This window comes from Neolewinella lacunae (assembly GCF_014349155.1).
GTDB classification, from domain to species: Bacteria; Bacteroidota; Bacteroidia; order Chitinophagales; family Saprospiraceae; genus Neolewinella; species Neolewinella lacunae.
Map to the genome: position 1 here is coordinate 19406 of NZ_JACSIT010000106.1, position 23783 is coordinate 43188.

General features: G+C 57.9%; 15 protein-coding genes. 11 read left to right on the forward strand and 4 right to left on the reverse strand.

Features of this window, described 5'->3' with window-relative positions:
* Positions 1 to 14 precede the first annotated feature (14 nt).
* Positions 15 to 1475, forward strand: a complete 1461-nt coding sequence (locus H9S92_RS11845; protein ID WP_187466932.1) for an AAA family ATPase — start codon at positions 15 to 17, stop codon at positions 1473 to 1475.
* Positions 1476 to 1484: 9 nt separating this feature from the next.
* Here the strand turns inward: H9S92_RS11845 and H9S92_RS11850 are convergent, their stop codons facing one another.
* A complete protein-coding gene (locus tag H9S92_RS11850; RefSeq protein WP_187466933.1) occupies positions 1485 to 2801 on the reverse strand; it encodes a Gfo/Idh/MocA family protein in 1317 nt (438 codons plus the stop codon).
* Positions 2802 to 3180: 379 nt separating this feature from the next.
* On the opposite strand from H9S92_RS11850, the gene H9S92_RS11855 reads away from it, so the two are divergent.
* The 9 genes from H9S92_RS11855 (at position 3181) to H9S92_RS11895 (ending at position 15911) form a co-directional block, all read left to right on the forward strand.
* The gene (locus H9S92_RS11855; protein WP_187466934.1) at positions 3181 to 5397 is read left to right on the forward strand and encodes a hypothetical protein; all 2217 of its coding nucleotides are present in this window, start codon (positions 3181 to 3183) and stop codon (positions 5395 to 5397) included.
* A complete protein-coding gene (locus tag H9S92_RS11860; RefSeq protein WP_187466935.1) occupies positions 5394 to 6017 on the forward strand; it encodes a hypothetical protein in 624 nt (207 codons plus the stop codon). The genes H9S92_RS11855 and H9S92_RS11860 overlap by 4 nt, the downstream gene beginning before the upstream one ends.
* A gap of 141 nt (positions 6018 to 6158) precedes the next feature.
* Positions 6159 to 8468, forward strand: coding sequence for an acyl-CoA dehydrogenase family protein (locus H9S92_RS11865; RefSeq protein ID WP_246463822.1), 2310 nt, complete (start codon positions 6159 to 6161; stop codon positions 8466 to 8468).
* Positions 8469 to 8603: 135 nt separating this feature from the next.
* Positions 8604 to 9284, forward strand: a complete 681-nt coding sequence (locus tag H9S92_RS11870) for a hypothetical protein (protein WP_187466937.1) — start codon at positions 8604 to 8606, stop codon at positions 9282 to 9284.
* Between the two features lie 186 nt (positions 9285 to 9470).
* Positions 9471 to 10727 carry a serine hydrolase domain-containing protein gene (locus tag H9S92_RS11875; RefSeq protein WP_187466938.1) on the forward strand — a complete coding sequence of 419 codons (1257 nt, stop codon included), beginning with the start codon at positions 9471 to 9473 and terminating at the stop codon, positions 10725 to 10727.
* On the forward strand, positions 10724 to 11353 hold the full coding sequence (locus H9S92_RS11880; RefSeq protein ID WP_187466939.1) for a DNA-3-methyladenine glycosylase: 630 nt from the start codon (positions 10724 to 10726) through the stop codon (positions 11351 to 11353). The genes H9S92_RS11875 and H9S92_RS11880 overlap by 4 nt, the downstream gene beginning before the upstream one ends.
* A gap of 118 nt (positions 11354 to 11471) precedes the next feature.
* The gene (locus H9S92_RS11885) at positions 11472 to 12842 is read left to right on the forward strand and encodes a type IX secretion system plug protein (RefSeq protein ID WP_187466940.1); all 1371 of its coding nucleotides are present in this window, start codon (positions 11472 to 11474) and stop codon (positions 12840 to 12842) included.
* A gap of 189 nt (positions 12843 to 13031) precedes the next feature.
* Positions 13032 to 14477 carry a TolC family protein gene (locus H9S92_RS11890; protein ID WP_187466941.1) on the forward strand — a complete coding sequence of 482 codons (1446 nt, stop codon included), beginning with the start codon at positions 13032 to 13034 and terminating at the stop codon, positions 14475 to 14477.
* A gap of 93 nt (positions 14478 to 14570) precedes the next feature.
* The gene (locus H9S92_RS11895; protein WP_187466942.1) at positions 14571 to 15911 is read left to right on the forward strand and encodes an efflux RND transporter periplasmic adaptor subunit; all 1341 of its coding nucleotides are present in this window, start codon (positions 14571 to 14573) and stop codon (positions 15909 to 15911) included.
* A gap of 268 nt (positions 15912 to 16179) precedes the next feature.
* Here H9S92_RS11895 and holA read toward each other — a convergent pair whose 3' ends face one another.
* Genes holA through H9S92_RS11910 form a run of 3 tightly spaced genes read right to left on the reverse strand, consistent with a single transcriptional unit; the run spans position 16180 to position 21333 of the window.
* Positions 16180 to 17199, reverse strand: coding sequence for a DNA polymerase III subunit delta (holA, locus tag H9S92_RS11900; RefSeq protein WP_187466943.1), 1020 nt, complete (start codon positions 17197 to 17199; stop codon positions 16180 to 16182).
* 46 nt (positions 17200 to 17245) lie between these two features.
* Positions 17246 to 18841: a glycoside hydrolase family 130 protein gene (locus tag H9S92_RS11905; RefSeq protein ID WP_187466944.1), complete on the reverse strand. Its 1596-nt coding sequence runs from the start codon at positions 18839 to 18841 to the stop codon at positions 17246 to 17248.
* Positions 18842 to 18846: 5 nt separating this feature from the next.
* Positions 18847 to 21333, reverse strand: a complete 2487-nt coding sequence (locus H9S92_RS11910; protein WP_187466945.1) for a glycosyltransferase family 4 protein — start codon at positions 21331 to 21333, stop codon at positions 18847 to 18849.
* Positions 21334 to 21766: 433 nt separating this feature from the next.
* Here H9S92_RS11910 and H9S92_RS11915 point away from each other — a divergent pair, with 433 nt between their 5' ends.
* The gene (locus H9S92_RS11915; RefSeq protein ID WP_187466946.1) at positions 21767 to 23728 is read left to right on the forward strand and encodes an AAA domain-containing protein; all 1962 of its coding nucleotides are present in this window, start codon (positions 21767 to 21769) and stop codon (positions 23726 to 23728) included.
* Positions 23729 to 23783 lie beyond the last annotated feature (55 nt).

Genomic DNA, 23783 nt, shown 5'->3' on the forward strand with positions numbered 1-23783 from the left:
AAAGAAAGCTACCCATGGAGCCCACTACCTCTCCCGAATTCGTTGGCCGACAGGCCGAACTCTCCATCTTGGAGGCCGCATTCCGCAGCAGGGAAGCGGAACTGGTGGCCGTAATCGGGAGACGCAGAGTGGGAAAGACCTTTCTGGTTCGGCAGGCCTACCGGGGGAGGATTTGTTTTGAGATGACGGGGCTGCAACACGGGGGCAAAACGGAGCAGTTGCGCAATTTTTCCTACCAGTTGGCTGCTTTTGCCGGGTCGGACTTTCCCTTGGAGGTGCCGCAAGACTGGCAGGCGGCCTTCCAGTTGCTCATCAGCTACTTGAAGGTGAAAGACCTGGCGCAACAAAGAACTGTGTTGTTTTTCGATGAAATTCCTTGGATTGCTACTCCCAAATCGGGTTTTCTGGAAGCCTTTGGGCTTTTCTGGAACAGTTGGGCCGTCCAGCAAAACCTGGTAATCGTCATTTGTGGTTCCGCCGCGTCGTGGATGATCAATAAGGTAGTAAACCACAAAGGCGGCCTCTACAACCGCATCACCAAACGCATTTTTTTAAAGCCCTTCCATCTCAGGGAAACGGAGGAGTTTTTACAGCGTAGGGGTATCCGCATGGACCGCTACCAGTTGCTGCAGGTCTATATGACCATGGGGGGGATTCCGCATTACCTCAAAGAATTGGCTCCTGGCAAAAGTGCGGTCCAAAACATTGACGACATTTGCTTTGCCGAAAATGGCTTGCTTAATGCGGAGTTTGATAATCTTTACCTGGCTTTGTTTGAGGCGGCAGAGCGCCACGTCAGCATCATTCGCGCCCTTGCGGTAGTGCGTGGTGGGATGGCGCGTAAGGAATTGCTCCAGGCAGCGGGGCTGAGCGATGGTGGCGGTTCTTCTAAAGTAATGGAAGAACTCATCAGCTCCGGGTTCATCACGGGGTACTATGATTTTAAAAAGAAACGGAAGAACATCCGCTATCGGTTGACGGATGAATATTCTCTCTTCTTCCTGAAGTTTATTGAACCGCGGCGAAATGAAGGCCGCGGAACCTGGCAACGCCTAAGCCAAACCCAGACCTGGAAATCGTGGAGTGGCTACGCCTACGAAGGGGTTTGCCTGAAGCACATCCGCCAACTCAAAGCTGCGATGGGTATAGATGGGCTTTATGCCGAAGCCTCCACTTTCTACCAACGGGGCGCGGGCCAACTACCCGGGGTACAAGTTGACCTCCTCCTGGATCGAAATGATCACATCATCAATTTATTTGAGATCAAATTTTACAACGGCAGCTACGTGTTGGATAAAGCAGCGGCTTTGGCCATCCGACAAAAAATGGGCCTCTTTGCTACCGCCAGTAATACCCGTAAACAACTCCAGGTCACCCTGGTCACCACTTTCCCCATCCTGGAAAATGAACACAGCCGGGGTTTAATCGATCAAGCCCTCACTATGGACGATTTGTTTCGCGAAGTGGAAATGTAAGTTCTCCCCTTAAAACCCCGCCCGCCGCGGCCGGGCCAGCAGGGCCGTCGCCGTGGGGTCATCAACGACGATGCGCGCCACCGGGTCGTAACGCAGGGGGCGGCCAAGGTCGAGCGAAAGGTTGGCCAGGATGCAGGAGGTGGTGGAGATGTGCCCTTCTTCCACCGGCGCGGCCAGCGGCTGTTTTCCGGCGATGGCGTCCAGCAGGTTGGTCAGGTGGGCCCGCGTAGCCGGGGCGACGTGAAGTTCGATGCCTTCTTCCTGCAAATCTTCGGGGTAGCGCTCACCTTCCAGTTCCACCTTCACGCGCACGGGCTGTCCGCCCATGGGCGTCCATTCGTACTTGTGGGTATCCGCCTGGAGCTTGCCCTCCGTACCGAAGATGGTAAAGGACCACGGCCAGTCTGCCTGCGGCGCCTGCCCCCAACTCCGGTGCTGCCATACGCAGTTCAGTCCCCGCTCCGGGTATTCAAAAACCGCCGTCTGGGTATCGGTCGTGGTTGCATCGGCCTCGGTTTGTACGTAGATGCCGCCCTGGCTGCTGATGCGTTCGGGCCAACCCAGGCCGAGCAACCAGCGCACGGCGTCGAAGTAGTGGACGCACATATCGCCCACAATTCCGTTGCCGTATTCCCGGAAAGCCCGCCAGCGCCGGTGGGGGAGGCCCTTGTAGGGAAGCATGGGTGCCGGGCCCGTCCACCGCTCGTAATCAAAGCTGGCGGGTACGGGCACGGGCTCGCGCTGGGCGGTGTCGCGCATGGGGTAGTAGCAGCACATCTCCACGTGGTGTACCCGCCCGATGAGGCCAGAGTCGAGGTACTTCTTTTTCATCTCCAGCAGGTGGGGGGTACTGCGGCGCTGGAGGGCGACCTGCACGGTGCGGCCGTATTTTTTGGTGGCGTCTACGATGGATTCGCATTCGCGGACGTCTACCCCGATGGGTTTTTGCAGGTACAGGTTGGCCCCGGCGGCCATCGCGTCAATGGCCTGGATGGCGTGCCAGTGGTCGGGTGTGGCAATCATCACCAAGTCGGGTTTTTCCTGGGCCAGCAGGTCTGCGTGGCGGGCGTAAAGGCGGGGTTTTTGGCCGGGGTGGCGCTTGCGGAGCAGCGCATCGGCCGCAGCGAGCATCTCGGCATCGACGTCGCAGAGGCCAACCACCTCCACCTCGGCTACCTGAAGCAGCCGCAGCAGGTCGCTCTTGCCGTACCAGCCCGTCCCGATCAATGCCACCCGGGGTACCGCAGTATTCAGGGCGCCGGAGCGCAGGTGCAGGGGAAAGGCCAAAAGAGCGGTGGAAGCGGCGAGGAATTGACGACGTTGCACGGAGAGGATTTATCGGAGTGAAGCCCACAAGATAAAGAACTGTGGCTGGTTTGAGTGACATGATTCCTCTAAGCGGGAAATTACGGGTCCTCATTTCAACCGGCTCTCATGCCAAGTTCCACGAGTGGGGTAGGGCTTATTCATTCCTTATCAAAGATTTTTTTGACCAACGCACGAAAAAGAGAAATTTTATTTTTGCGTTTGAAAAATTGGGATTATATTCGCAGCATAACATGCGTGTTTAGACGATCTAATTCCAGGTCTTCGAGCACTACAAATACCCTTTCATGTACAACCCTCAACCCTCAACCCTCAACCCTCAACCCTCAACCCTCAACCCTCAACCCTCAACCCTCAACCCTCAACCCTAAGTAGCCTTATGCGCGCTACGTTCTTTTGTATTTGCGTTGCGCTATCCTTTTCTAGTGGGCTGCTGGCAAGTAATGAAAGTTGCCCGTACATCCACTTCGGGATCCCTCAAATAATTAACCTGCACAGCGGTGAAAGAATAGTTTTTTCTCCGGAAAATCCAAACGACCTACTGGGGATTACTGCAGTAATGTTTGAATCAGGAAAAGGTAAAAGTGGGGAAGCGAAACTACAAAACGGCTACTTTGCTATTGACTTAGCTTCTGTAGACCCAACTACTACCATATTCTACACAGATCGGTGTGGAAACGAGAGGTTGATTCGACTGGGGAAAGACATCGTCAAAGCTGATTACTGGTATTCAGCATCCAGATCTTTCCACGACTTCCTTAAAGACGCATACAATAACAAAGGCTATATCGAAACGGAAGCCTTGTTGGATCTGGTACTCACTTCTGATTATAATCCCGTCGAAAAAGCCTCCTTCGTTCAGCATCACTTCTTAAGTGGCAAACCTGTATTTGAATTTGAAGACCTGCTTAGCCGAGAGCAGGTACTCAAACATTTGAAGGGGCAAAACGGCGAAAAGGTGGCCAAATGTGATTGTTCAGGCTTAAGCGTTCCTGCCGAGTACCAGCTTTCCCCTGGAGATATTCGTAATGCAGAGGGCCCCAATGGCTTTTATGAGTTGGGGCAAAATACTGGCCAACCCAACCCTCGTCATGTCGCCAACCTTAATGGTAGGGAGTTAGAATTTTTCCAAGGGGGGGTGGGCCCAGCGAAAACCTGGTTTGCCTATTCCGACGGCTGGAAACGCGATGGTGGAGATTTTTGGGGCGGGGAAGTTGGTAACTCCAACGCATCAGCTACACCCGCTGTTACTGATGCGTTACTTCCTAATTTTGGGGCTCGTATTGGGCAAATTTTTACCTTAATCTGTAGTGGGGGGGCTACAAGAGTAGACCCTAATTGTCAATGCGAAAAGGAAGTAGAAATAAGGTGGTTTTATGAGTCAACCATTGACGTTAGAGCGCAAAAACTACAAAGTGGGAACGGAAATAGAGCTGTAGCTATAGGGGAAGATGTAGCCGTAGCTTACAGTGTACAGGAAAATGGGCCAAATATTAATCCAACTCTTTTTATTCCTGGTGTACTTCGTAATTTCAACTCAGCCGCTTGTGAGTCAAACCCAAACGACTCTTGGATAGGCGATGCCTTACAATTGACGTTTCTGGTTGCAGCAACTGTTGCCAGCATCGTATTTGGTGGAGATTTGGTAGGTACTACTCCTTCCGTCCCTGAACAAACCGCTTTATTGGCTGTGCAAAGCGGCCTCGTAAACCAAACGATTGCTCAAGTTGGTGAACTTCTGGATGGGCAGCCAGCGCAGATGGTGCCAGCAGCTACTTGTGGGGTAAATGCACAAGGAACTCCTTCTCAGCTAGTGGCAACGCCAAAAGAGTACGTACTAGAGCCTGGAAAAAGTTTGTACGTAGGCATAATGTCCAGTGCCCGAATGGTATCTCGAGGGACTAGGTCTTGGCAAAGTGAAGTCATAATAAAATCCGATTTTTACCTTACTGCTTTTTTACCTGCGGGTGCACTATCAGGAAACAATGAACCAGACTGTTGCGATCCAAATGTACAGGCCTTTTATTGGAGTCACTCTTTCGATCCTTCTTTAGTACAGCACAATTATATTCCTGCGCCTGAATTTTCCTTCATCCCGCCGAGTGACAAGACAGAACTTCGTTCTAAAGTTGCGAGGGAAATTTTTGCAGCCTCTCCAAGAAATGAATTCAGACTCACCCCAGATGAAAGAGGTGATTTTTCTGTCCCATTCGATTATGCTCACTTAATCGGGCGATCAAAATTTTCGGCAAACTTTTGCAATATAGGATTTACTGGGAGCGATGGCGAAGACCCCTTTCCAGATATCGAAAACCCCTTTCACGATAATGGCACCTCCGTCAATAAATCCGTTAGAAGTAGTACGGTGAAATTAATAATTTATGACGTAATGGGTAGGATAGTTCAACAAGAGAAAACCACCCTAGACCGTTTTGCGGTGCCCGAATCTGGCGCTTGGCGCTTCAGTCCAGAGCTTTTAAGGAAGTACCTTCAATCTAAGCAGCGAAGCATAAGCGGAGGGCAAGTGTATTTCGTCTCCCTCTACAATGAAGCGAATGGAGAGGTGATTTTCCAAGAAAAAATGGTTGTACAATGAAAAACTACTTGATTCTACTAGCGGCATTGCTGACTTTCTCCGGCTGCCCGGATGACGAGGAATACATAGTTCGCATTAGCAATCCACAAGACACACCCTGTGGGGTCGGCTTTACGTACGACGATGCGCGCGAAACTTGCGACTGCCCGCCGGAAAATAAAACCATTGGTGATTTGGATTGCTTCGAATTGCCAGCAGGTTATTACTTCTCCTCTATGACTGAGTGTTATTACGATCAAGGAATGGCATTTACAGTTGCTGCGGATACCGTTCATCCTGATGCGCAGTTTTTTGGTAACTTTTACAGGACTAGGCGAGAAATTTACTCTCCACGAACGGTAAGCAGGCCTGTTGGCGTAGCTACAAGCCTGATAACATTTTATACAAGAGAAATAGGCCCCAATAGGGACAGCATACTTTTCGACTTTCACATGAGTGGAGTATACGAACCTGAGGAACGAATTGATGGCTTGTATGTCCCGAAAATGGTTTTTAAAGGTGTCTCAAATCGGGCCGACAGCATATACGGTAAGATGTACTTTGGTTTCGGAGGCGAACCTGTCAAGTTTGACCAAGTCTTAGACAGTTGCCAGATGGTTTTCATTCTACCGCTCCAATAGGTGCTTTTTAATAGCCGCAGAGGGTAGCGGATCTATGTCCAACAGACCGATCTAAGGGGGCTGGGGGTCAACCCAGCCCCCTTTCCCGTGTTCTACCCAGTACCAACCAAACGATCAAGCAAAATGGGCGCGGAATTCCAAATGAACACCCAACTTTCTCCGGGCATCCAGGCTATGCTTCCCCTTTTGTACGCGGCCTGGGCGGATCGGCACCTGAACCTGAAAGAAATCCACGCCATCCGCAAACGCGCCGCCGACTTGCCTTTTCTGGATGCGGAAGACAAGCGCTTGCTGGTCGCCTGGTCGGACCCCGCCTACCCCCCGGCCCGCGAATTGTTCCAGCGCTGGCATACCCTGGTCCGCAACGGTGCCGAGCAACTGCCCCCCGAGCGCCTGGCCAGCCTGGCCGAGCTGGGCAGCCTCCTGGGCCACGCCGCCGAAGGCTTTGCCCCCGATCGCCAAGCCTTCTGGGAAGCCCAACTGCCCGCCCTCACGGAGCTCGAACTCGGCCTCGGCGGCGTCGATGAAACGACTTACCGCAGCCTTTTTCCCCGCTACGACCAGCGCAATAAGTTGCAGGAGTTTACCGAAGAAGCCAGCGTAGACCCCGCCGTCCTCCAGGCCATTCTGGACGGCCCCTGGGCGGAACCCATCGCCCGCGTCAAAGACATCCTCCAACGCCCCTCTTTCGAGCGTTCCATCCTCCGCCTCAAGGAAGACTACCGCGCGCAGGTCCTGGCCTGGTGCGAGGAGTTGGGCCGCGAAGGCATCGGTGCCCTGGCCTTCCCGAAAGCTTACGGCGGCGAAGACGATATGGCGGCTTATTCCGTCGCCTTCGAAACCCTGGGTTACCACGACCTGAGCCTGACGATCAAGTTCGGCGTCCAATTTGGCCTCTGGGGTGGGGCAGTGGCTAACCTCGGCACCCAGCGCCACCACGATAAATACCTGCAAAAGACGGGCACCCTCGAACTGCCCGGCTGCTTCGCGATGACGGAGACGGGCCACGGCTCCAACGTCCGCGGCCTCGAAACCACCGCCGTCTACGACCACCAGACGCGGGAACTCATCGTCCATTCCCCCAACGAGGATGCGGGGAAGGAATACATCGGCAACGCCCTCCACAGCCGCCTGGCCGCCGTGTTTTGCCAGCTCATCGTCGACGGCGAAAGCCACGGCGTCCATGCCGTCGTAGTACCCCTGCGCGACGCCAAGCACGAGCTACTGCCCGGCATCCGGGTGGAAGACAATGGCTACAAACTGGGCCTCAACGGCGTCGATAACGGCCGCATCTGGTTTTCTCAGGTCCGGGTGCCCGTCGATAACCTGCTCGACAAATACGGCGGCATCACCCCCGAAGGCCAGTACTACAGCCCGATTGAAAACCCCAGCCGCCGCTTTTTCACCATGCTCGGCACCCTCGTGGGCGGGCGCGTGTGCGTACCCCGGGCCGGACTGAGTGCGGCCAAGACGGCCCTGGCCATCGCCGTGCGCTACGGCCTGCGCCGCCGCCAGTTTGCCGCCGACCCCCTCAAGGCCGAAACGCTCATCCTCGATTACCCCAACCAGCAACGCCGCCTTTTGCCGCTGGTCGCCAAAGCCTACGCTACCCAGTTTGGCCTGGATTACCTCCTCCACCGCTACATTGACCGCAAGCCGGAGGACATGCAGGAGATCGAAGCCATGGCCGCCGGCCTCAAAGCCTACGCCACCTGGTTTACCACCGCGGCCATCCAGGAATGCCGCGAAGCCACGGGCGGGAAAGGCTACCTGGCCGAAAACCGCTTCGCCGAACTGAAGGCCGATACCGACATCTTCACCACTTTCGAAGGCGACAATACGGTATTGTTGCAGCTGCTGGCCAAGTCTTTGCTTTCGGACTTCAAAAAGTCTTTCCAGGAAGACGGCAGCTTCGCGGTCCTGAAATATATGGGCCGCCGGATGACCACCATCGTCACCGAACAAAACCCCTTCACCATCCGGCAAACCGACCGCGAACACCTCACCTCCCGCACCTTCTACCAGGCGGCGTTCGAGTTCCGGGCCCGCCGTCTGGTGAGTACCCTCGCGCAGCGCCTCCGGGCTTACATCAAGGAAGGTGAAAGCGCCTACGCGGCGGGCCTGCGTTGCCAAACCCACATGATCGAAGCCGCCCAGGCCTGGGTGGAAGCCCTCGTACTGGAAAAAAGCCTCGCCCGCGTGGATGCCCTGGCCTCCGGCCACCCCGCCAAGGCCCTGCTGAAAAAAACCGTCCAGCTCTACGCCCTCCACACCATCGAAACCCACAGCGGCTGGTACCTGGAAAGCGACTACATCACCGGGCAAAAGTCTAAGGCCATCCGCAAGGCCGTCGACGTCCTCTGCAGCGAACTCCGCCCCGACGCGGCAACCCTGGTCAATGGCTTTGGTATTCCCGACGCCCTGTTGGCCGCTCCCATCGCCCTGTACTGAACTCCGCCGGAGGATGAACTTGCGCTGAACCAACTGTGAAAAAAGGCTGCCGGCGCGGATTGTCCCGCCATTAAAGTCTATCTTAGTGACCAACTGGACTTCCAGCGTCTCACCAAACAACCAACTGCTATGAAAATGAAAGATTTACTCTTTTCACTCTGCTTCCTTCTGCTCCTCGTTCTGGCGGGTACGGAAGTACTCTCCGCCCAGGTCACCGCCCAGCGCCTGACCCACAGCCGGGGCAACAACGATGCCCTGATTCTGGAACTGCCCAGCGCCCAGGATAAGCTCGTCGGGAAGCTTTGGACCGACTGGCTCAAAGAAAATTACGACGTCCGTACCAAGAAGGTGAAGAAAACAAAGGATGAACTGGAATCCCTCAACTTCTCCATCCCCGGCGTCAGCGCGGGCGGGAAGGTTGATATGTACAGCGCCGTCCGCTCTTCCGGCACGGGCAGCGAAGTGACCATCTGGATCGCCACCCCCGAAGGCTACGTCAGCCCCGAACTCAACAGCACCCGTTACGTGGAAGCCGAAAAGATGCTCATGCGCTTCGCCCTGGAAGTCAGCCGGGCCCAAATCGAACTGGACGTAGCCAACGAAGAAGCCAAGCTCCAGGAACTGGAAAAAGAACTCGATAAGCTCCGCAAAGAGCAGGAGAAGTACGAAAAAGCCATTCTCGACGCTGAAAAGGCCATTGAGGACGCCCGCCTGGCCATTGAGCGCAGCCGCACCGATCAGGAAAACAAATCCCGGGAAATCGGCCAGCAAATCCAGCAGGTGGAAATGGTCAAGCGGAAACTGAAAGATTTTTAGGCTATCGTGTGCCAGGGTTTGCCCTGATCACCCTTTTTTCTCCTCCGGCCCCTTTTCGCGTAATTGCGGAAAGGGGCCGTTTGGTTTTGGCTGGCTGCCAAAAGGAGACACGGGAATTTTTTTGCGCACTTTGCCCTACTTTGGCCCCAGGGAGGGGCCTGGCCCGTCCGTAAACGCCAACTGATCATGCACCGATTGCTCACTGTAATTTTCTTTACGCTGGTCTTTTTGCCAGCCGCCCGGGCCCAGTTTACGCCCGACCGCCCCGAGAACCAGGGCTTCGACCCCGTCCGGCTCCAGCGGGTCGATGCTTTCCTGCAAGGACTGGTGGACGATGGGGTGATCCCCAACGCCCAAACCTTCGTCGCCCGCCGGGGCAAGATCGTACACCGGGGGACCTACGGCTTCTCCAACCTGGAACAGCGCACCCCCAGCCTTCCGGACGACATCTACCGCATCGCCAGCCAGACGAAAGCGCTGGTCACCGTTGGCCTGATGATGGAATACGAAAAGGGCAGGTTTCTGCTCGAAGACCCGGTGGCCAAATACATCCCCGCCTTCGCGAACGTCCGCGTCGTCAAAGATTTCGATGCCACCACCAAGGAATACACCACCGTGCCCGCCCAGCGCCCCGTCACCATTCTCGACCTGCTGACCCACACGGCGGGTATTCCCTACGACTTACCGTTCGAGGGCCGCGAGGAACTCAAGGTCCCCTTCTTTGCCAGCCTGGAAGACGAAAGCCTGGAAGCCGTCGTAAACCGCATCGCCGCCCGCCCGCTGCTGCACCAGCCCGGGGAAAAATTCACCTATGGCCTGGGCATTGACGTGGCTGGCCGCGTCCTGGAAGTCGTCTCCGGGGAAAACCTCAACGACTACCTCCAACGCCACCTCTTTGCGCCCCTGGGGATGAACGACAGCCACTTTTACCTCCCCGCCGCCAAACATGGCCGCCTGGTAAGCCTCTATTCCAAACTCACCGCCGATGGGCCACTGACCTTGCACGAAAACGCCACCTACCGCGACTTCGCCACCCGCGGAGCCCAACGCTACTACTCCGGCGGCGCGGGCAGCGTAGGGACTATCGATGACTACGCTGCCTTCTGCCAGATGCTCCTCAACGGTGGCACCTTCCAGGGCAAACGCCTGCTGAGCGCCAAAACGGTGGATTTCATGATGCGCAACCAAATCGGCGAGGCGGAAGTGTGGACGCGCGAAGACAAATTTGGCCTTGGCTTCCAGGTCATCACCCCCGAAAGCCGCTACGGCGACCAGGCTACTCCCGGCAGCGTCACCTGGGGCGGTATGTACTGCTCGGAGTACACCATCGACCCCGCCGAAGACCTCATCCTACTCGTGTACACCAACGTCCACCCCATCCCGCAGTACGGCGAGGTGGTGCGCAAGTTTCGCATCCTCGTTTACCAGGCCCTCGTAAAATGAGCAGCGTCCTGGCCGATCTCCTCCGGGGCGAAGACGTTGTCCACATCGCCCGTAGCCTGATCGGGGTGGAGCTCATCTCCTGGGCCGGCGGGGTGGAGACGGCCGTGCGCATCACCGAAACGGAAGCTTACCGGGCGCCCGAAGACCGGGCCAGCCACGCCTTCGGGAACCGCCGCACCGGCCGTACGGAGGTGATGTTTGGTCCGCCCGGCCACGCCTACGTCTACCTCTGCTACGGCATCCACGAAATGTTCAACGTCGTTACAGGGCCGGAGGGCCAGGCCCACGCCGTACTGATCCGGGCCGGGGCCCCCAGCCGCGGACTGGAAACCATCCTCCAACGCCGCAACATGGAGCGTCCGGGGCCAAAACTGAGCAGCGGCCCGGGCGTACTCACCCGCGCCCTGGGCATCGACCGCCGCCACAACGGCGTGGATTTGTGCCGCACCGCTGGTCCTTTGCGGCTGGACATGACGGGGCCACCCATCGCTGCTGCCGACATCGTTGCCACGCCACGCATCGGCATCCATTTTGCCGGAGAACCGTGGATCAGCCAACCCTGGCGCTTCCATTTGCGGGATTCTCCCTACGTTAGTGGGCCCCGCCAGGCACTTAAAAAAAGGTGAAGATGACTGCTAAGGCGTATCCTTTTGCCTGGGTTTACGTTTAAATCAGGGCCGGGAAGCATCGGAGTTGATCATTTTACTGCGGTATTTTCCTTGCGCTTAACTACCCGACCTCGCTATGAAGCATTGCTCTTTTGTCTTTTCCCTGCACCTGCGCTCCGGCGCCCTATTGCTCCTGCTGCTGTGTGGCAGCCCCCTTTTGCGCAGCCAGGATGAGGGCCTGCGCTACTACGATAATACTTACGTGGACAACATCACGACGGTGCGCTTTCACCTCGATGGCTTTCCCCACAGCTACCCCCTGATCGAACTGAACGGCAACGCCCGCCTGCGGCTTTCTTTTGACGATACGAGCGACGAAGTGCGGCGCTACTCCTATAAATTCATCCACTGCAACCAAAATTGGGAACCTTCCGACCTCAGCCCCCTGGAGTACAACTCGGGCTACGCCGAAGACTACCTGGAAGACTACGACTTCAGCCTGCGCACCCTGAAACAATACGTGCATTACGACCTGGTTTTCCCCAATCGCAATATGAGAATTGAAGCCAGCGGCAACTATCTGCTGGTGGTGTACGACGCCGAAGACGATCCCTATCCCGTCATCACCCGCCGCTTTATGGTGCAGGAAACCCTGGCCGGCGTGAGCGGCCGCGTGATGCGTTCGGCCACGGTCGATAAAATCCACAGCCACCAGGAGGTGGACCTCACCGTCAACACCAAACAACTGGAGGTGCGCGCGCCCCTGCGCGAGCTGAGTGCCACCGTCATCCAGAACTACCGCTGGGACAATGCCGTGATTGGCATCCAGCCCAGCATGCTGCAGCGGGAGTCGGTACTGTTTGACTACCAGGGCAAGGTGAGTTTCCGGGGCATGAACGAGTACCGCAACCTCGACATCCGCTCCATCCGGGCACCCCGTACTGAAATGGTGAGCATTACCAACGAAGGCGACTACTTTGCCATGATGATGCAGGCTGACCGTCCGCGGGGCGATGGCTCTTACCTTAATTATTTTGACCTCAACGGAGACTTCGTAAATTTTCGCCTCGACCAGCCGGTGATCAACCTGGCCGACGAATTTTTGCAGGAAAACTTCAACCGTTTTGGCCTGGAGTTTACGGGGGAATACATCGAGATGACCTTCGTTTTCGCTACCGGCACCCCCCTGGAGCGCGACGTCTACATCTTTGGCGGGCTGACGGAATACCAGCTCAAACCCCAATTTAAGATGGTCTGGAACCCCAACATCAGTGCCTACGTGGGCCGGGCGATGCTCAAGCAGGGTTTTTACAATTACCACTACGTCACCCAGCAGCGTCCGCCGGAAAAGTCTTCCCGACCGGCTGACCAGCTCAGCTACGAGCTCACCGAAGGCAGTTTTGACGAGACGGAGAACGACTACCTCGGCCTCATTTACTGGCGGCCAATCGGTGGGCGCTACGACCGGCTGGTGGGCACCGCCGTGCTCAACAGCAACGTGAATTGAGCGTGCGCTATCGCCAGCAGGGGCCGTGTGGCGGTGGGACCTTTTGCGCGGACGCAGGTGCGGGTGGAAGTCGTCTAAGCGCAATGGGGGGCCGAACCCTTGCATTCATCCAAAAAGGGCGTCCGTTCATAGATTAAATTTTCTCCCCCGTCTCCACATAGTAGCTTTGCCGACCATAGAATACTGACTATGCGCTACGCTACGCTTTTACTACTCTGCCTGGTATTTTGTCTTTCCCTGTCGGGGCAGGACACCGGCCCCTGGACCCTGGAACGGGCCGTTAACTACGCCCTGACGAACAACCTGCAGGTGAAGCGGCAAGACAACTTTGTGGAGTTGGCCCGCCTGCAAGCCCAGCAGGCCAGGAACAACCGCCTGCCCACGGCCAACGGGGGGACGAACATCGGGGCCCAGCTCGGCCGGACGATTGACCCCACCACCAACGCCTTCGAGCAGCAGACGATCGGCTTTCAGGGCTATCAGTTGCAGGCCAACGTCGTTTTGTACAACGGCGGCCAGATCAAGAACAGCCTGCGCCAGGCGGAAATTGACCTGGCGGCGGCCAAGATGGACGCCAAAGTAAACAGCAACAGCATCGGTTTGCAGGTCGCCAACGGCTACCTCAACATCATTCTGCTCCAGGAGCAGCTCGCCAACGCCCGCGCCCAGTTGACGCTGACGGAAGGGCAGCTGGCCAATACCGACGCCCTCATCCAGGCCGGTGCTTTGCCCGCCGCGCAGCGCTTTGACCTCCAGGCCCAGGCGGCGGCCAACCAGCGGACCATCGTGGACCTGGAAAACCAGGTCGAAATGGCTACCCTTAGCCTGAAAATTTTGTTGGAGCTGGATTACGATACGCCCTTCACCGTAGCCACCCCGGCCCTGAACCCCACCGAAGCCCAGCTTTTTCAGGACTACGACATTGAAGAAGTCTATCTCTCCGCACGCGGCACCCAGCCGACCGTTGCGGCAGCGGAATTGCGCCGGGAATCTGCGGCCGTGGCCATCGAACTGGCCAAAGGCGGGATGCGGCCCACGGTTAGCCTCTTTGGTAGTTTGAGCACCAATTTTTCCAGCATCGCCAAAGACTTTTCTAACCCTACGGGCGAACCCGTCACCGTCCAGGGGCCCGATATCCCCGTTATCATCAATGGCCAGCCGGGGACCATCGCCAACTTCCAAACCACGGGCCTGGTCTTTCCCAACCTGGGCTACTTCGATCAGCTCAACCAGAACTTCGGACAGTCGGTGGGGATGTCGCTCAACGTCCCCATCTACAACCAGAACCGCAACAAGAACAACGTGCAGCGCGCGGAGGTCCAGCGCCTCAACGCGGAGCTCGACATTGAGCAGGCCAACAACCAGTTGCGCAACGACGTACAGCTGGCCCTGACCAACCTGCGGGCTGCCCGCCAAACCTACCGGGCCGCCGAAGCGAGCCAGGACGCTGCCCAGGCGGCTTACGACAATGCCCAGCGCCTCTTCCGCGCCGGCGCTGCCAACAGCCTCGATCTGGTGACGGCCACCAACCGCCTCGAACAGGCGCAGACGGAGTTCCTCCGCAGCAAATACCAACTCATCTTCAACCGCCAGGTAATTCGCTTCTACCTCGGCCAGGGCTTTACCCTGGATTAATTAGCAAGCATTCCCACCCCCCTCCTCATCACTTCCCCCCGGCCAGACTTACGCCGGCACCCATCTTTACGCACTAACTGACCACAACTTACCATGGCACGTAAAATCATCTTCGCCGTCCTCGGCCTCATCATCCTCGGCATCATCGGGGCGGCCATCTTTGGCGGTAAAAAAGAAACGGGCACGCGCGTCTTCACCTCCGAAGCCAAAGCCCGCACCATCCAGGAAATCGTTTCCGCCAGCGGAAAAATTTTCCCGCAGACGGAGGTCAAAATCAGTTCCGACGTCTCCGGTGAGGTAGTGGAACTGTACGTGGAGGAAGGCGACAGCGTCAAGGCCGGTCAGCTGCTGGCCAAGATCGACGCCGATGCCTTCCAGAGCCAGGTGGCCCGGGGGATGGCTGGCGTGAACAGCAGCAAAGCCCAGCTGGCCAACTCCCGCGCTCAGATCCAGAGCCTGGAAGCCCAGAAGGCCCAGATCGAGGCCCAACTCATCAACGCCAAGGAGATATACAACCGCAATAAGGCCCTCGCGGCCGACGGTGTAGTGAGCCAGGCCGACCTCGAAACCAGCCAAGCTAGTTTACGCGCCCTCGAAGCCAACCTCCGCGCCGCCGAAAGCAACATTCAAGGTGCCAAAGAATCCGCCCGCGCCGCCCAGTTCGGCGTACAGTCTTCCGAAGCTACCCTCGATGAGTTGCGCACCAGCCTGCGCCGTGCCACCATCTACGCACCGATGGGAGGGGTTATCTCTTTGCTCAACGTAGAAGAAGGGGAACGCGTAGTAGGTACCATCCAAATGGCGGGTACCGAACTGATGCGCATCGCCAACCTCAACGCCATGGAAGTGCGCGTGGAAGTGAGCGAAAACGACGTCCCGTCCGTGAAAATCGGCGACGTAGCCGAGGTGGAAGTGGATGCCTACCTCAACCGCAAATTCATTGGCCGCGTCACCCAGATCGCCAACTCCAGCACCACCGCCGGTGTAGCCGATAACGTGCTCAACAGCGACCAGGTGACCAACTTCGAGGTGCGCATCAGCATCGATCCCGAAAGCTACGCCGACCTCGTTGCCCAGGGCAATATCTACCCCTTCCGACCCGGAATGTCCGCCGGCGTAGACATCCTGACGAAAAGCTCCGACGGCGTGATCAGCGTCCCCATCGAATCGGTAACGACCCGCCAAAAGAAAACCGAGGAAGACCTCGGCACGGATGAACTCGAGGAAGTAGTGTTCGTCGTCCAGGGCGATACCGTACGCCAGGTTGCCGTCACTACCGGCCTGCAGGATGCCAGCTTCATCGAGCTCAAGACCGGCGTAACACCCGGCGAGCAAGTGGTCGCCGGACCTTATTCTGAACTGAGCCGCAACCTGAAAAGCGGTGCTAAAGTCGTCGTAAAAGACAAAGAAACCTTCTACGACGATAAGAACTAAGCCCCAGGTATTGTCGCGGCTTCAGCCCGACCAACCAGACCGCAGATCCCAAGGTATTGTCGCGGCTTCAGCCCGACCCCTAAGACCGCAGGTCCCAAGGTATTGTCGCGGCTTCAGCCCGACCCCCAAGACCGCGGGTCCCAAGGTATTGTTGCGGCTTCAGCCCGACCAAACAGACCGCGGGTCCCAAGGTATTGTCGCGGCTTCAGCCCGACCCCCAAGACCGCAGGTCGCCCAAGGCAAGGCAGCAGCGTCAGCCCACCCCAGGCTACCCCAAGTGCATCATCTTCCACACCAACTCCTTAAGCAATTCACTTTCCTGCTTACCGGCCAGGTTACTGTCTACGCCCTTACTCTTTAAGTCGTATTCTTTGAGCAGGGCGAAGACGCGCAGGATGCGGGAGCCCCCGAAGTTGCGGGCCGACTGCTGGTAGTCGGTCAGGAAAAAGTCGAAGCGCAGGCCCATGGCGGCCATGATGTCGGCCTTGGCAGTCTTCTTTTGCTGGAGCTCCAGCAGGCAAAAAACCTTGCTGAAGTAGTTGTAAAGGCTCCCCAGCACCATGGGTAGCGGGGCGGCTTTCGGGTTGCCGCGGAAATAATTGAGGATGCGGGTGGCCTTGACGATGTCGTGGTGGCCAATCGCTTTTTGCAGTTCGAAAACGTTGTAATCTTTACTGACCCCCACCTGGTCTTCGACGATCTGGGTGCTCACTTTGGTGCCTGGGGCGAGGTTGATCAGGAGTTTATCCAGTTCGTTGCTGATTTTGCCCAGGCTGGTGCCGAGGAATTCGGCCAGCAAATTGGCGGCGGCGGGCTCGATGCTGTACTTGCGTTCTTTGAGGTAGGCTTCGATCCAGCCGGGGACCTTGTTCTCGTAGAGGGCTTTGGCTTCGAAAACGACGCCATTTTTCTTCAGCGCCTTGGCCAGGGCCAGGTTGCCGTTGAGCTTTTTGTGCTTGTGGCTGATGACCAGGATGGTCGTGGGTGAGGGCTTTTCAGCGTAGGCAACCAGGTCTTTGAGGCTGCGCATGTCCTGGGCTTCGCGGAGCAGCACGAGTTGGCGCTCGGCCATCATGGGGAAGCGGCGGGCGGCGTCGATGACGTGCAGGTACTCGGCGTCTTTGCCGTAAAGGATGGTCTCGTTAAAGGCCCGTTCGTGTTCCTGCAAGGCGTTGGCCCCGATGGCGGCTTCCAGCTGGTCGATGAAGTAGGCCTCCTCCCCGTGCAACAGGTAGAGCGGCGCAAACTCCTTGTTTTTGATGGCCTTGAGCAGGGGGGCAAATTCCATGGCCGCAAGATACACCCTCGGGTGAATCCTTCCTATCCGTTGGAAGCTACGGCAAGGGAGTGGGCAATTCCTTGCGCTTGGTTCCCTTACCCTGCACCTGCGTCAGCGCCCCTTCCTGGTCATTTCCTTTGGAATCATTTTCGGCGCTCACGTACATGTCTTGCTTCGCCATATTATCGGGCGCAACCATGCGGGCAATGAGGTCGGGCAAGGCGATGGTCGCAAAGCGGATGGCCTCGTCGGAAATGCCGTAGGGGATGAATATTTCGTCATTGTGCAGGATGCTGCCACAGCTGTAAACGACGTTGGGCACGTAGCCCTCTCGCTCGTCCTCCCGGGGGCTGAGTAAGGGCTCGGGTAGGCGTCCTAGTACGATGGTGGGGTCATCTAAATCGAGCAACATCGCCCCCAGGCAGTACTTCCGCATCGGCCCAACGCCGTGGGTAATGACCACCCAGCCGTGTTTCGTTTCGATCGGGGGGCCGCAGTTGCCAATCTGGTAAAGCTGCCAGGTGAACTGCGGTTGACTCAGCAGAATGGCATCGTCCCAGACCTGCAGCCGATTGGTGCGGACGATGTAGTTGTTGATGCCGTCCACCCGGCAAAGGACGTAGTAATGCCCATTGATTTTGCGCGGGAAAAGGGCGTGGTTTTTATTAATGGCGGCATCTCCGTAGATGGGGCGGATGGTGAATTCGTAAAAATCCGGCGTCTCGATCAGCATTGGCCGGATCTGTTGGCCATTGTAGGCCGTGTAAGTACCGTAATAGACCTTAGAACCGTCATCCCGCCGAAATTGAAGAAAACGGGCGTCCTCAATGCCCTTCATTTCAAAGTCGATCATGGGGTGAAGCACCCGCTCGCTCAGGTCGGTATCCAGGCTGAAATGGACTTCGTAATACCGGTCGGCCACGGTCATGAGGTGGCTGAGGTCTTCGCGCTCCGTGCTGTCCTCCGGATAAGACCCGTAGAGGGCCCAGTACTGCTCAAAGAGCTCGCGGTGGTTGAAGTTGGCGGGTAGGGGATCGATGAGTCGACTCAGTAGGCTGGGGTCCAGGTGGGCCTCTTCCTGAATCCTCCGGGCAAAATCTTTTTTGTCGTAGTTGGCGTAGTGGATTGTTTCGGCCAGCCCGACAAAAGCACTCGGCTTTTCGCTGCGGGGCTCGTTCTGGGCGTTGAGGATGATATTGCGAAAGACGATGGAAGAAATGTGTCCTTCACCGACGGCCCGCACGCTCATCACCAGGCGGATCTCCCCTTCTTGGAGGTCCGTCTGGTCAAGCGCCGGCACCAGGCTGGGATTGAAAAAGGCGGCCGATTCGATGCTGTATTCGTGGGTAAAAAAGGCCCCGATCAAAGATTTTTTCTCGTCGCTGGTGCGCTCCACCGCCGCCCTTTCGGCGGGGACGCGATCGAGGGCCGCATTGAGGTGGCGCAGGAAGACTTGGTTCAGGTTGCGGTGTCGGCCCGCGAAACCGCGCAGCGTGCGCATCAATGCCTGGTGGGTTTCGTGATCGCTCATCTTTAAGACGCGGTGGATTAGCTCCGCAGCCCGCGCCTCCCCGGCCCAGAAAAAGCGACCAATGACCCGCGTGGGGTCTCCTTTGAGTTGTAATTGCTTTCGGTTTATGGCTGCCTGCATAGGGGTCACGAAGACTTTTTCAGGTAACGGGAGCCTTGCTGGCTTTGTTGGGTGGCCTGGGTGGTGGGAACCGCCTCCAATTTGAAGGCTGAACGGAGGTGATCACAGTCGGCCCGTAGGTAGTGTTGCAGCGCGGTGCTGGAAACGATGCCTTCTTGGCTTGGCTTTGCCGTTGGCTGGGGCGCGGGTTTTTTGGCCCAGCCGGGGGTAAATCCGTTGAGCATGCCGCGCAGTACTTCCTGCTTGTCTTCCCGGATTGCGGCCGGAGGCTGAACGGCCAGCGGGGCGATGGTGATCCGCGCGATGAGGTAAGCCAGCAGGCTCTCCGCGCCCTGGTTCTGATTTACATCGCTGGCGGTAAGGCCATCGTATGCCCCGCAAGTTTCCGGGTTGTAAAGCGGAAGCCCCAAATCATTACTCCCCACAAACCAAGCGTAGGCACGGCGCGCCAGCTCGGCGTCTTCCGGCCGTCCGTGGTAGCGGTGGGCTTCGGCGTAGAGCAGTACCTGGGTCATTGCCTCGATGGGCTGTTGGTCGAATTGGGGCAATGGCTCACCGGGCAGGTAGGGGGCCGCACAACCAATGGGGCGCAGGCGGCCATTGACGAAGGTTTGCTTAGTGAGGAAGGCCGTACTCGCTTCGGCAACTTGGCGGACCGCCGGATCATCGAAGATGCGTAAGGAGCGGTAAAGCGCCAGGGGCAAAATCCCGTTGTCGTACGTCAGGTAGCGCTCAAACCACTGCCAGGAGTGGCAGCTGCAATCTCCGTAGTGGGCCATGATCCGGGAGACGGCGCGGTCGAGCAAATCGCGCCGGTCTACATCATCGGGGGCGAAGGTCAGGTAATCGACCAAAGACAGAATGCCGTAGGCGAGGGCCCGTGGGCTGCGCAGACCATCCAGGTGGCCAATCGCTGCCCGGTAACTATCGAGGGCCAAGCGTTGGTGGTCTTGGCGGGGTGGATGGGCAATGCAACTGCCCAAACCCCACAGGGCCCGACCAAAGCTGTCTTCACTGCCGTGCTCCTCCAAAAATTGCCGCTGGTAATTCATGAAATTGCGGAAACTGCCGTCTTCGTGCTGGGCAGAAAGTAAATAAGCGAGGTAGCGGTCGGTGCAGGAAAGCAAAAACTGTCGGTCGGCCAGCGGTAGCGTTTTTTCCCGTAATGCCAGGGTAGTGAAAACGAGGGCGCGGCCGTTATCGTCCACACAGTAGCCTTCTTCCCGGAGGGGGGTGGCGTGTTTGGCGTGTTGCAATAGGCCGCAGTGGTCCGTCATCCGCCGTAGATGGTCCAGCCGCAAGGGGGCCAGGGGCGCGGCCGCAGGTGCAATGGACAGCTCTTCGAAAGCCAGGCGGGCATCGGCAAAAGCCCGCAGGTATTGGCCCCCAATTTCCCGCCAGCGCAGGTTCTTCCCGTAGGCAAAAGCGCGCTGGCGGATGTATTCCATGGCGCGGGGCTCGTGGAGGAGTTGATTGACTTCTTCCGCCAGCGCTGCGGAATCTCCAAAGGGGAAATACCGCCCCCGGCCATCGGCCAGCAGTTCGGTAGCGTACCAGAACGGCGTGCTCACTACGGCCGCGCCAGCCCCCATCGCATACGCCAAGGTGCCACTGCAAATCTGGGCCTCATTGGGGTAGGGGATGACGTAGAGATCGGTAGCCCGCAAGTACTCGAAGAGGGACTGCTCACTAGCAAAAGCACTGATCATCTCCACGTGCTCCGCTACGCCCAGCTCCTTCGCCAGCGCCTGTAGCCACTCCCGGTACGCTTCGCCGTCTTGGCGGACCACATTGGGGTGGGTTTTGCCTAAGACGACGTAGCGGACCCCGGGGTGTTCTTTGATGATGGCTGGCAGGGCGCGGATGACCGTTTCGATGCCCTTGCCCCGGCTGAGCAGGCCGAATGTGAACAGCACCCGTTGATCCGTCCAGCCGAATTGCTCGCGCAGTACTTCCCGTTTTGCCGTCCGGATTCCCGGGACGCCGTGCTCAATGACCTGGATGCGGTTTTCGGGGCAGTTGTAGACGTCTTGTAAAAACTGCTTAGCCATTTTAGACATTACCACCATTACCCCGGTCCGGGCGATGAGGCGGCGCATGACGCTCAATTGCCCTGCGCTGGGCACTTTCAGTACGGTATGACAAGTCACCAGAAGGGGAATCTTCAGGCGATCGGTAAGTTCCAGCAGATGGCTGCCGTCGGGGCCGCCGAAAATGCCGAACTCGTGTTGGACAATGAGCAGGGCGAAGCCCGAGGTATTCAGGTAGTTGGCCGTGGCGCGGTAGGCCACCACCTCTTCTTTGGGCAAGATGCAACCCACTTCGGAGGGGTATTCCAGGGCTTGCCCAGGTTCCTCGATGGCAATGATCTCCGCAAAATCGAGGAGGTGCTCTGCCGTCAGGTTGCAGCGTAGGGCCTGGGCCAATGATGCGGTAAAGGTGGCAATACCACACGCCTTAGGTGGGTAATTGCCGAGGATCGCAATCTTCATAGTCGGTTTGGGTTAGGGGATAAAGCGCTAAAAAGTTAGTAGACCAACGCAGGAGAACAAAGCCGGTAGGCGGGCACCTTGTCCGCTAGGGAAAGCTGTTTTTTTTCTTATGGTGCGATGCAGTAGGGCGTGCTGGTACATACCAGGTTGCCTGCAAGGGCAGAAAAGAAGAAGGCCAACGATGTTCCTGAGCTGAGTTATTTTCAAAACCCGAGCCAGGGATGCCGTGTTCGGCGAAAGAGGGAATGCGGGGTATGAATTCAAGCACGGGTTCGCAGATGAAATTTGCGGGTTAAACCACGATTTTCATTGCTCCGTCACCAATCCTTTGCACCTGCGTCCGCGCCCTGCCAGGTGTTGCCCTACCGATTTCCAAAATGAGCCCTATGTTTGATGGGCCAATCTGCCGCCTTAACCGTACCCTAATTATCCCGTGAACGATCAACAAAAAGCCGAACTGTCCCACCAACGCGACCTGGTAAAACTGGAGCGTGACGAAGAACGCCGCCTCCACCTGGAGGTGATCCAGGCCATGCCCCTGATCCAGCGCGTGGCCAAAGGCTACAGTTGGTACCCCCTGCAGGTGAGTGAGGCGAGCTACGGCATCGGCGGCCGGCCCGTGGTGGCCGTGACCCGCGAAGGCGAGGAGGCCCACCAGTTTCGCGCCGGCACTTCCGTCAATCTCTTCACCACCCAGCCCCACGCCAATGCGCCGCAGCGCAGCGGCGTGATCAAATTCGTTAAGAAAGGCCGCATGGAAATCGTCCTTGGCGGTGAAGACCTGCCCGACTGGCTGGGGGCCGGCGGCGTAGGCGTAGACCTGATGTTTGACGAGCGGACTTACGTGGAGATGGACCGCGCCCTGCAAATTCTGGAGCAGGTCGAAGGCGGCCGCATTGCCGAGTTGCGCGACGTCATTATGGGTGCCCGCCCGGCCAGCTACCGCCCCGTTGCGGAGTCGGCCGTGGCCCACCTGGCCCACCTCAACCAGAGCCAGCGCGCTGCCGTAGCCCACCTGCTGGGGGCCGAGCACGTGGCCCTCATCCACGGCCCGCCCGGCACCGGCAAGACCACTACGCTGGTAGCCGCCGTCGGGGAGCTGGTCAAAACCGAAGGCCGTGTCCTCTTCTGCACCCCCAGCAATTCTGCCGCCGACCTGGTCACCATCCGCCTGGCCGCCAGCGGGCTCCACGTGGTGCGCACCGGTAACATCAGCCGCGTGGAAGACGAGGTAATGCGCCACACCCTCGACCTCCAGATCGCCAGCCACCCCGATACCCTCCAGGTCAAAAAACTCCGCCAGGAGGCCGCCGACCTCCGCAAGAAAGCCCACAAAGCGGGCGGTAAAGACAAGGGCCTGCTCTTCCGCGACGCCGGCCGCCTCAACAACTGGGCCCGCCAGCTCGAAGACCGTACGCTCGATCACCTCCTGGATACGGCCGAAGTCATCGTCTGCACCCTGGTAGGGGCCGCCACCTCGCTGCTCAACAACCACGAATTCAAAACCGTCATCATCGACGAAGCCGCCCAGGCCCTGGAACCCGCCACCTGGATCCCCATCCTGAAGGCGAACCGCGTGGTGTTGGCCGGCGACCCCTTCCAGCTGCCGCCCACCGTAAAAAGCCGGGATGCCGAACGCGGTGGCCTCAACATCACCCTGCTGGAAAAATGCCTGCCGCCGGTGCCGCAGTCGGCCACCCCCACATCGGGCAAGGGGAAAGCTGCGCAAGACAAAGTGCGCTTTCACCCCCGCGCCTTCGAACACGCGCTGCTGGAAGTGCAGTACCGGATGAACGAACGCATCATGGGCTTCAGCAACGAGTACTTTTACGGCGGTCGCCTCCGGGCGGCGGAGTTGGTGGCGCAGCGGACCCTGCCCGGCATTCCCCACGCCGAGTCGGTGGTGTTCATCGATACGGCCGGTACGGGCTTCGAGGAAAAGCTGCACCCCCGCTTCCAGAGCCGCTACAATGACGGTGAACTCGACGTCTTGATCGAGCACCTGCTGGAACTGCACGGCAGCATCCCACCCGAAGACCTGTTGCCCACCGTGGCCATCATCACTCCCTACCGCGAGCAGGCGGTACAGGCCGAAGACCGCCTGGAAAACGAAAGCCGCCTGGCGGGTATGCGCATCACCATCAACACCGTCGATGGCTTCCAGGGGCGGGAGCGGGACGTGGTTTACCTCTCGCTCGTGCGCTCCAACGAGCGCCAGGAAATTGGCTTTCTGGCGGACTACCGCCGCATGAACGTGGCCCTCACCCGCGCCAAAAAATACCTCATCGTGGTGGGCGATAGCGCGACCATCGGCCACGACGCCTTCTTCGCCGGCTTCCTGGAGTACGTAGAAAAGTACGGCCGCTACCAAACGGCCTGGGAGTTCATGCGCTAGCCGGCAAAAGAAAAGCCCGCCACCGGAGCAGTTCCGGGGCGGGCTTCTTGGTTTG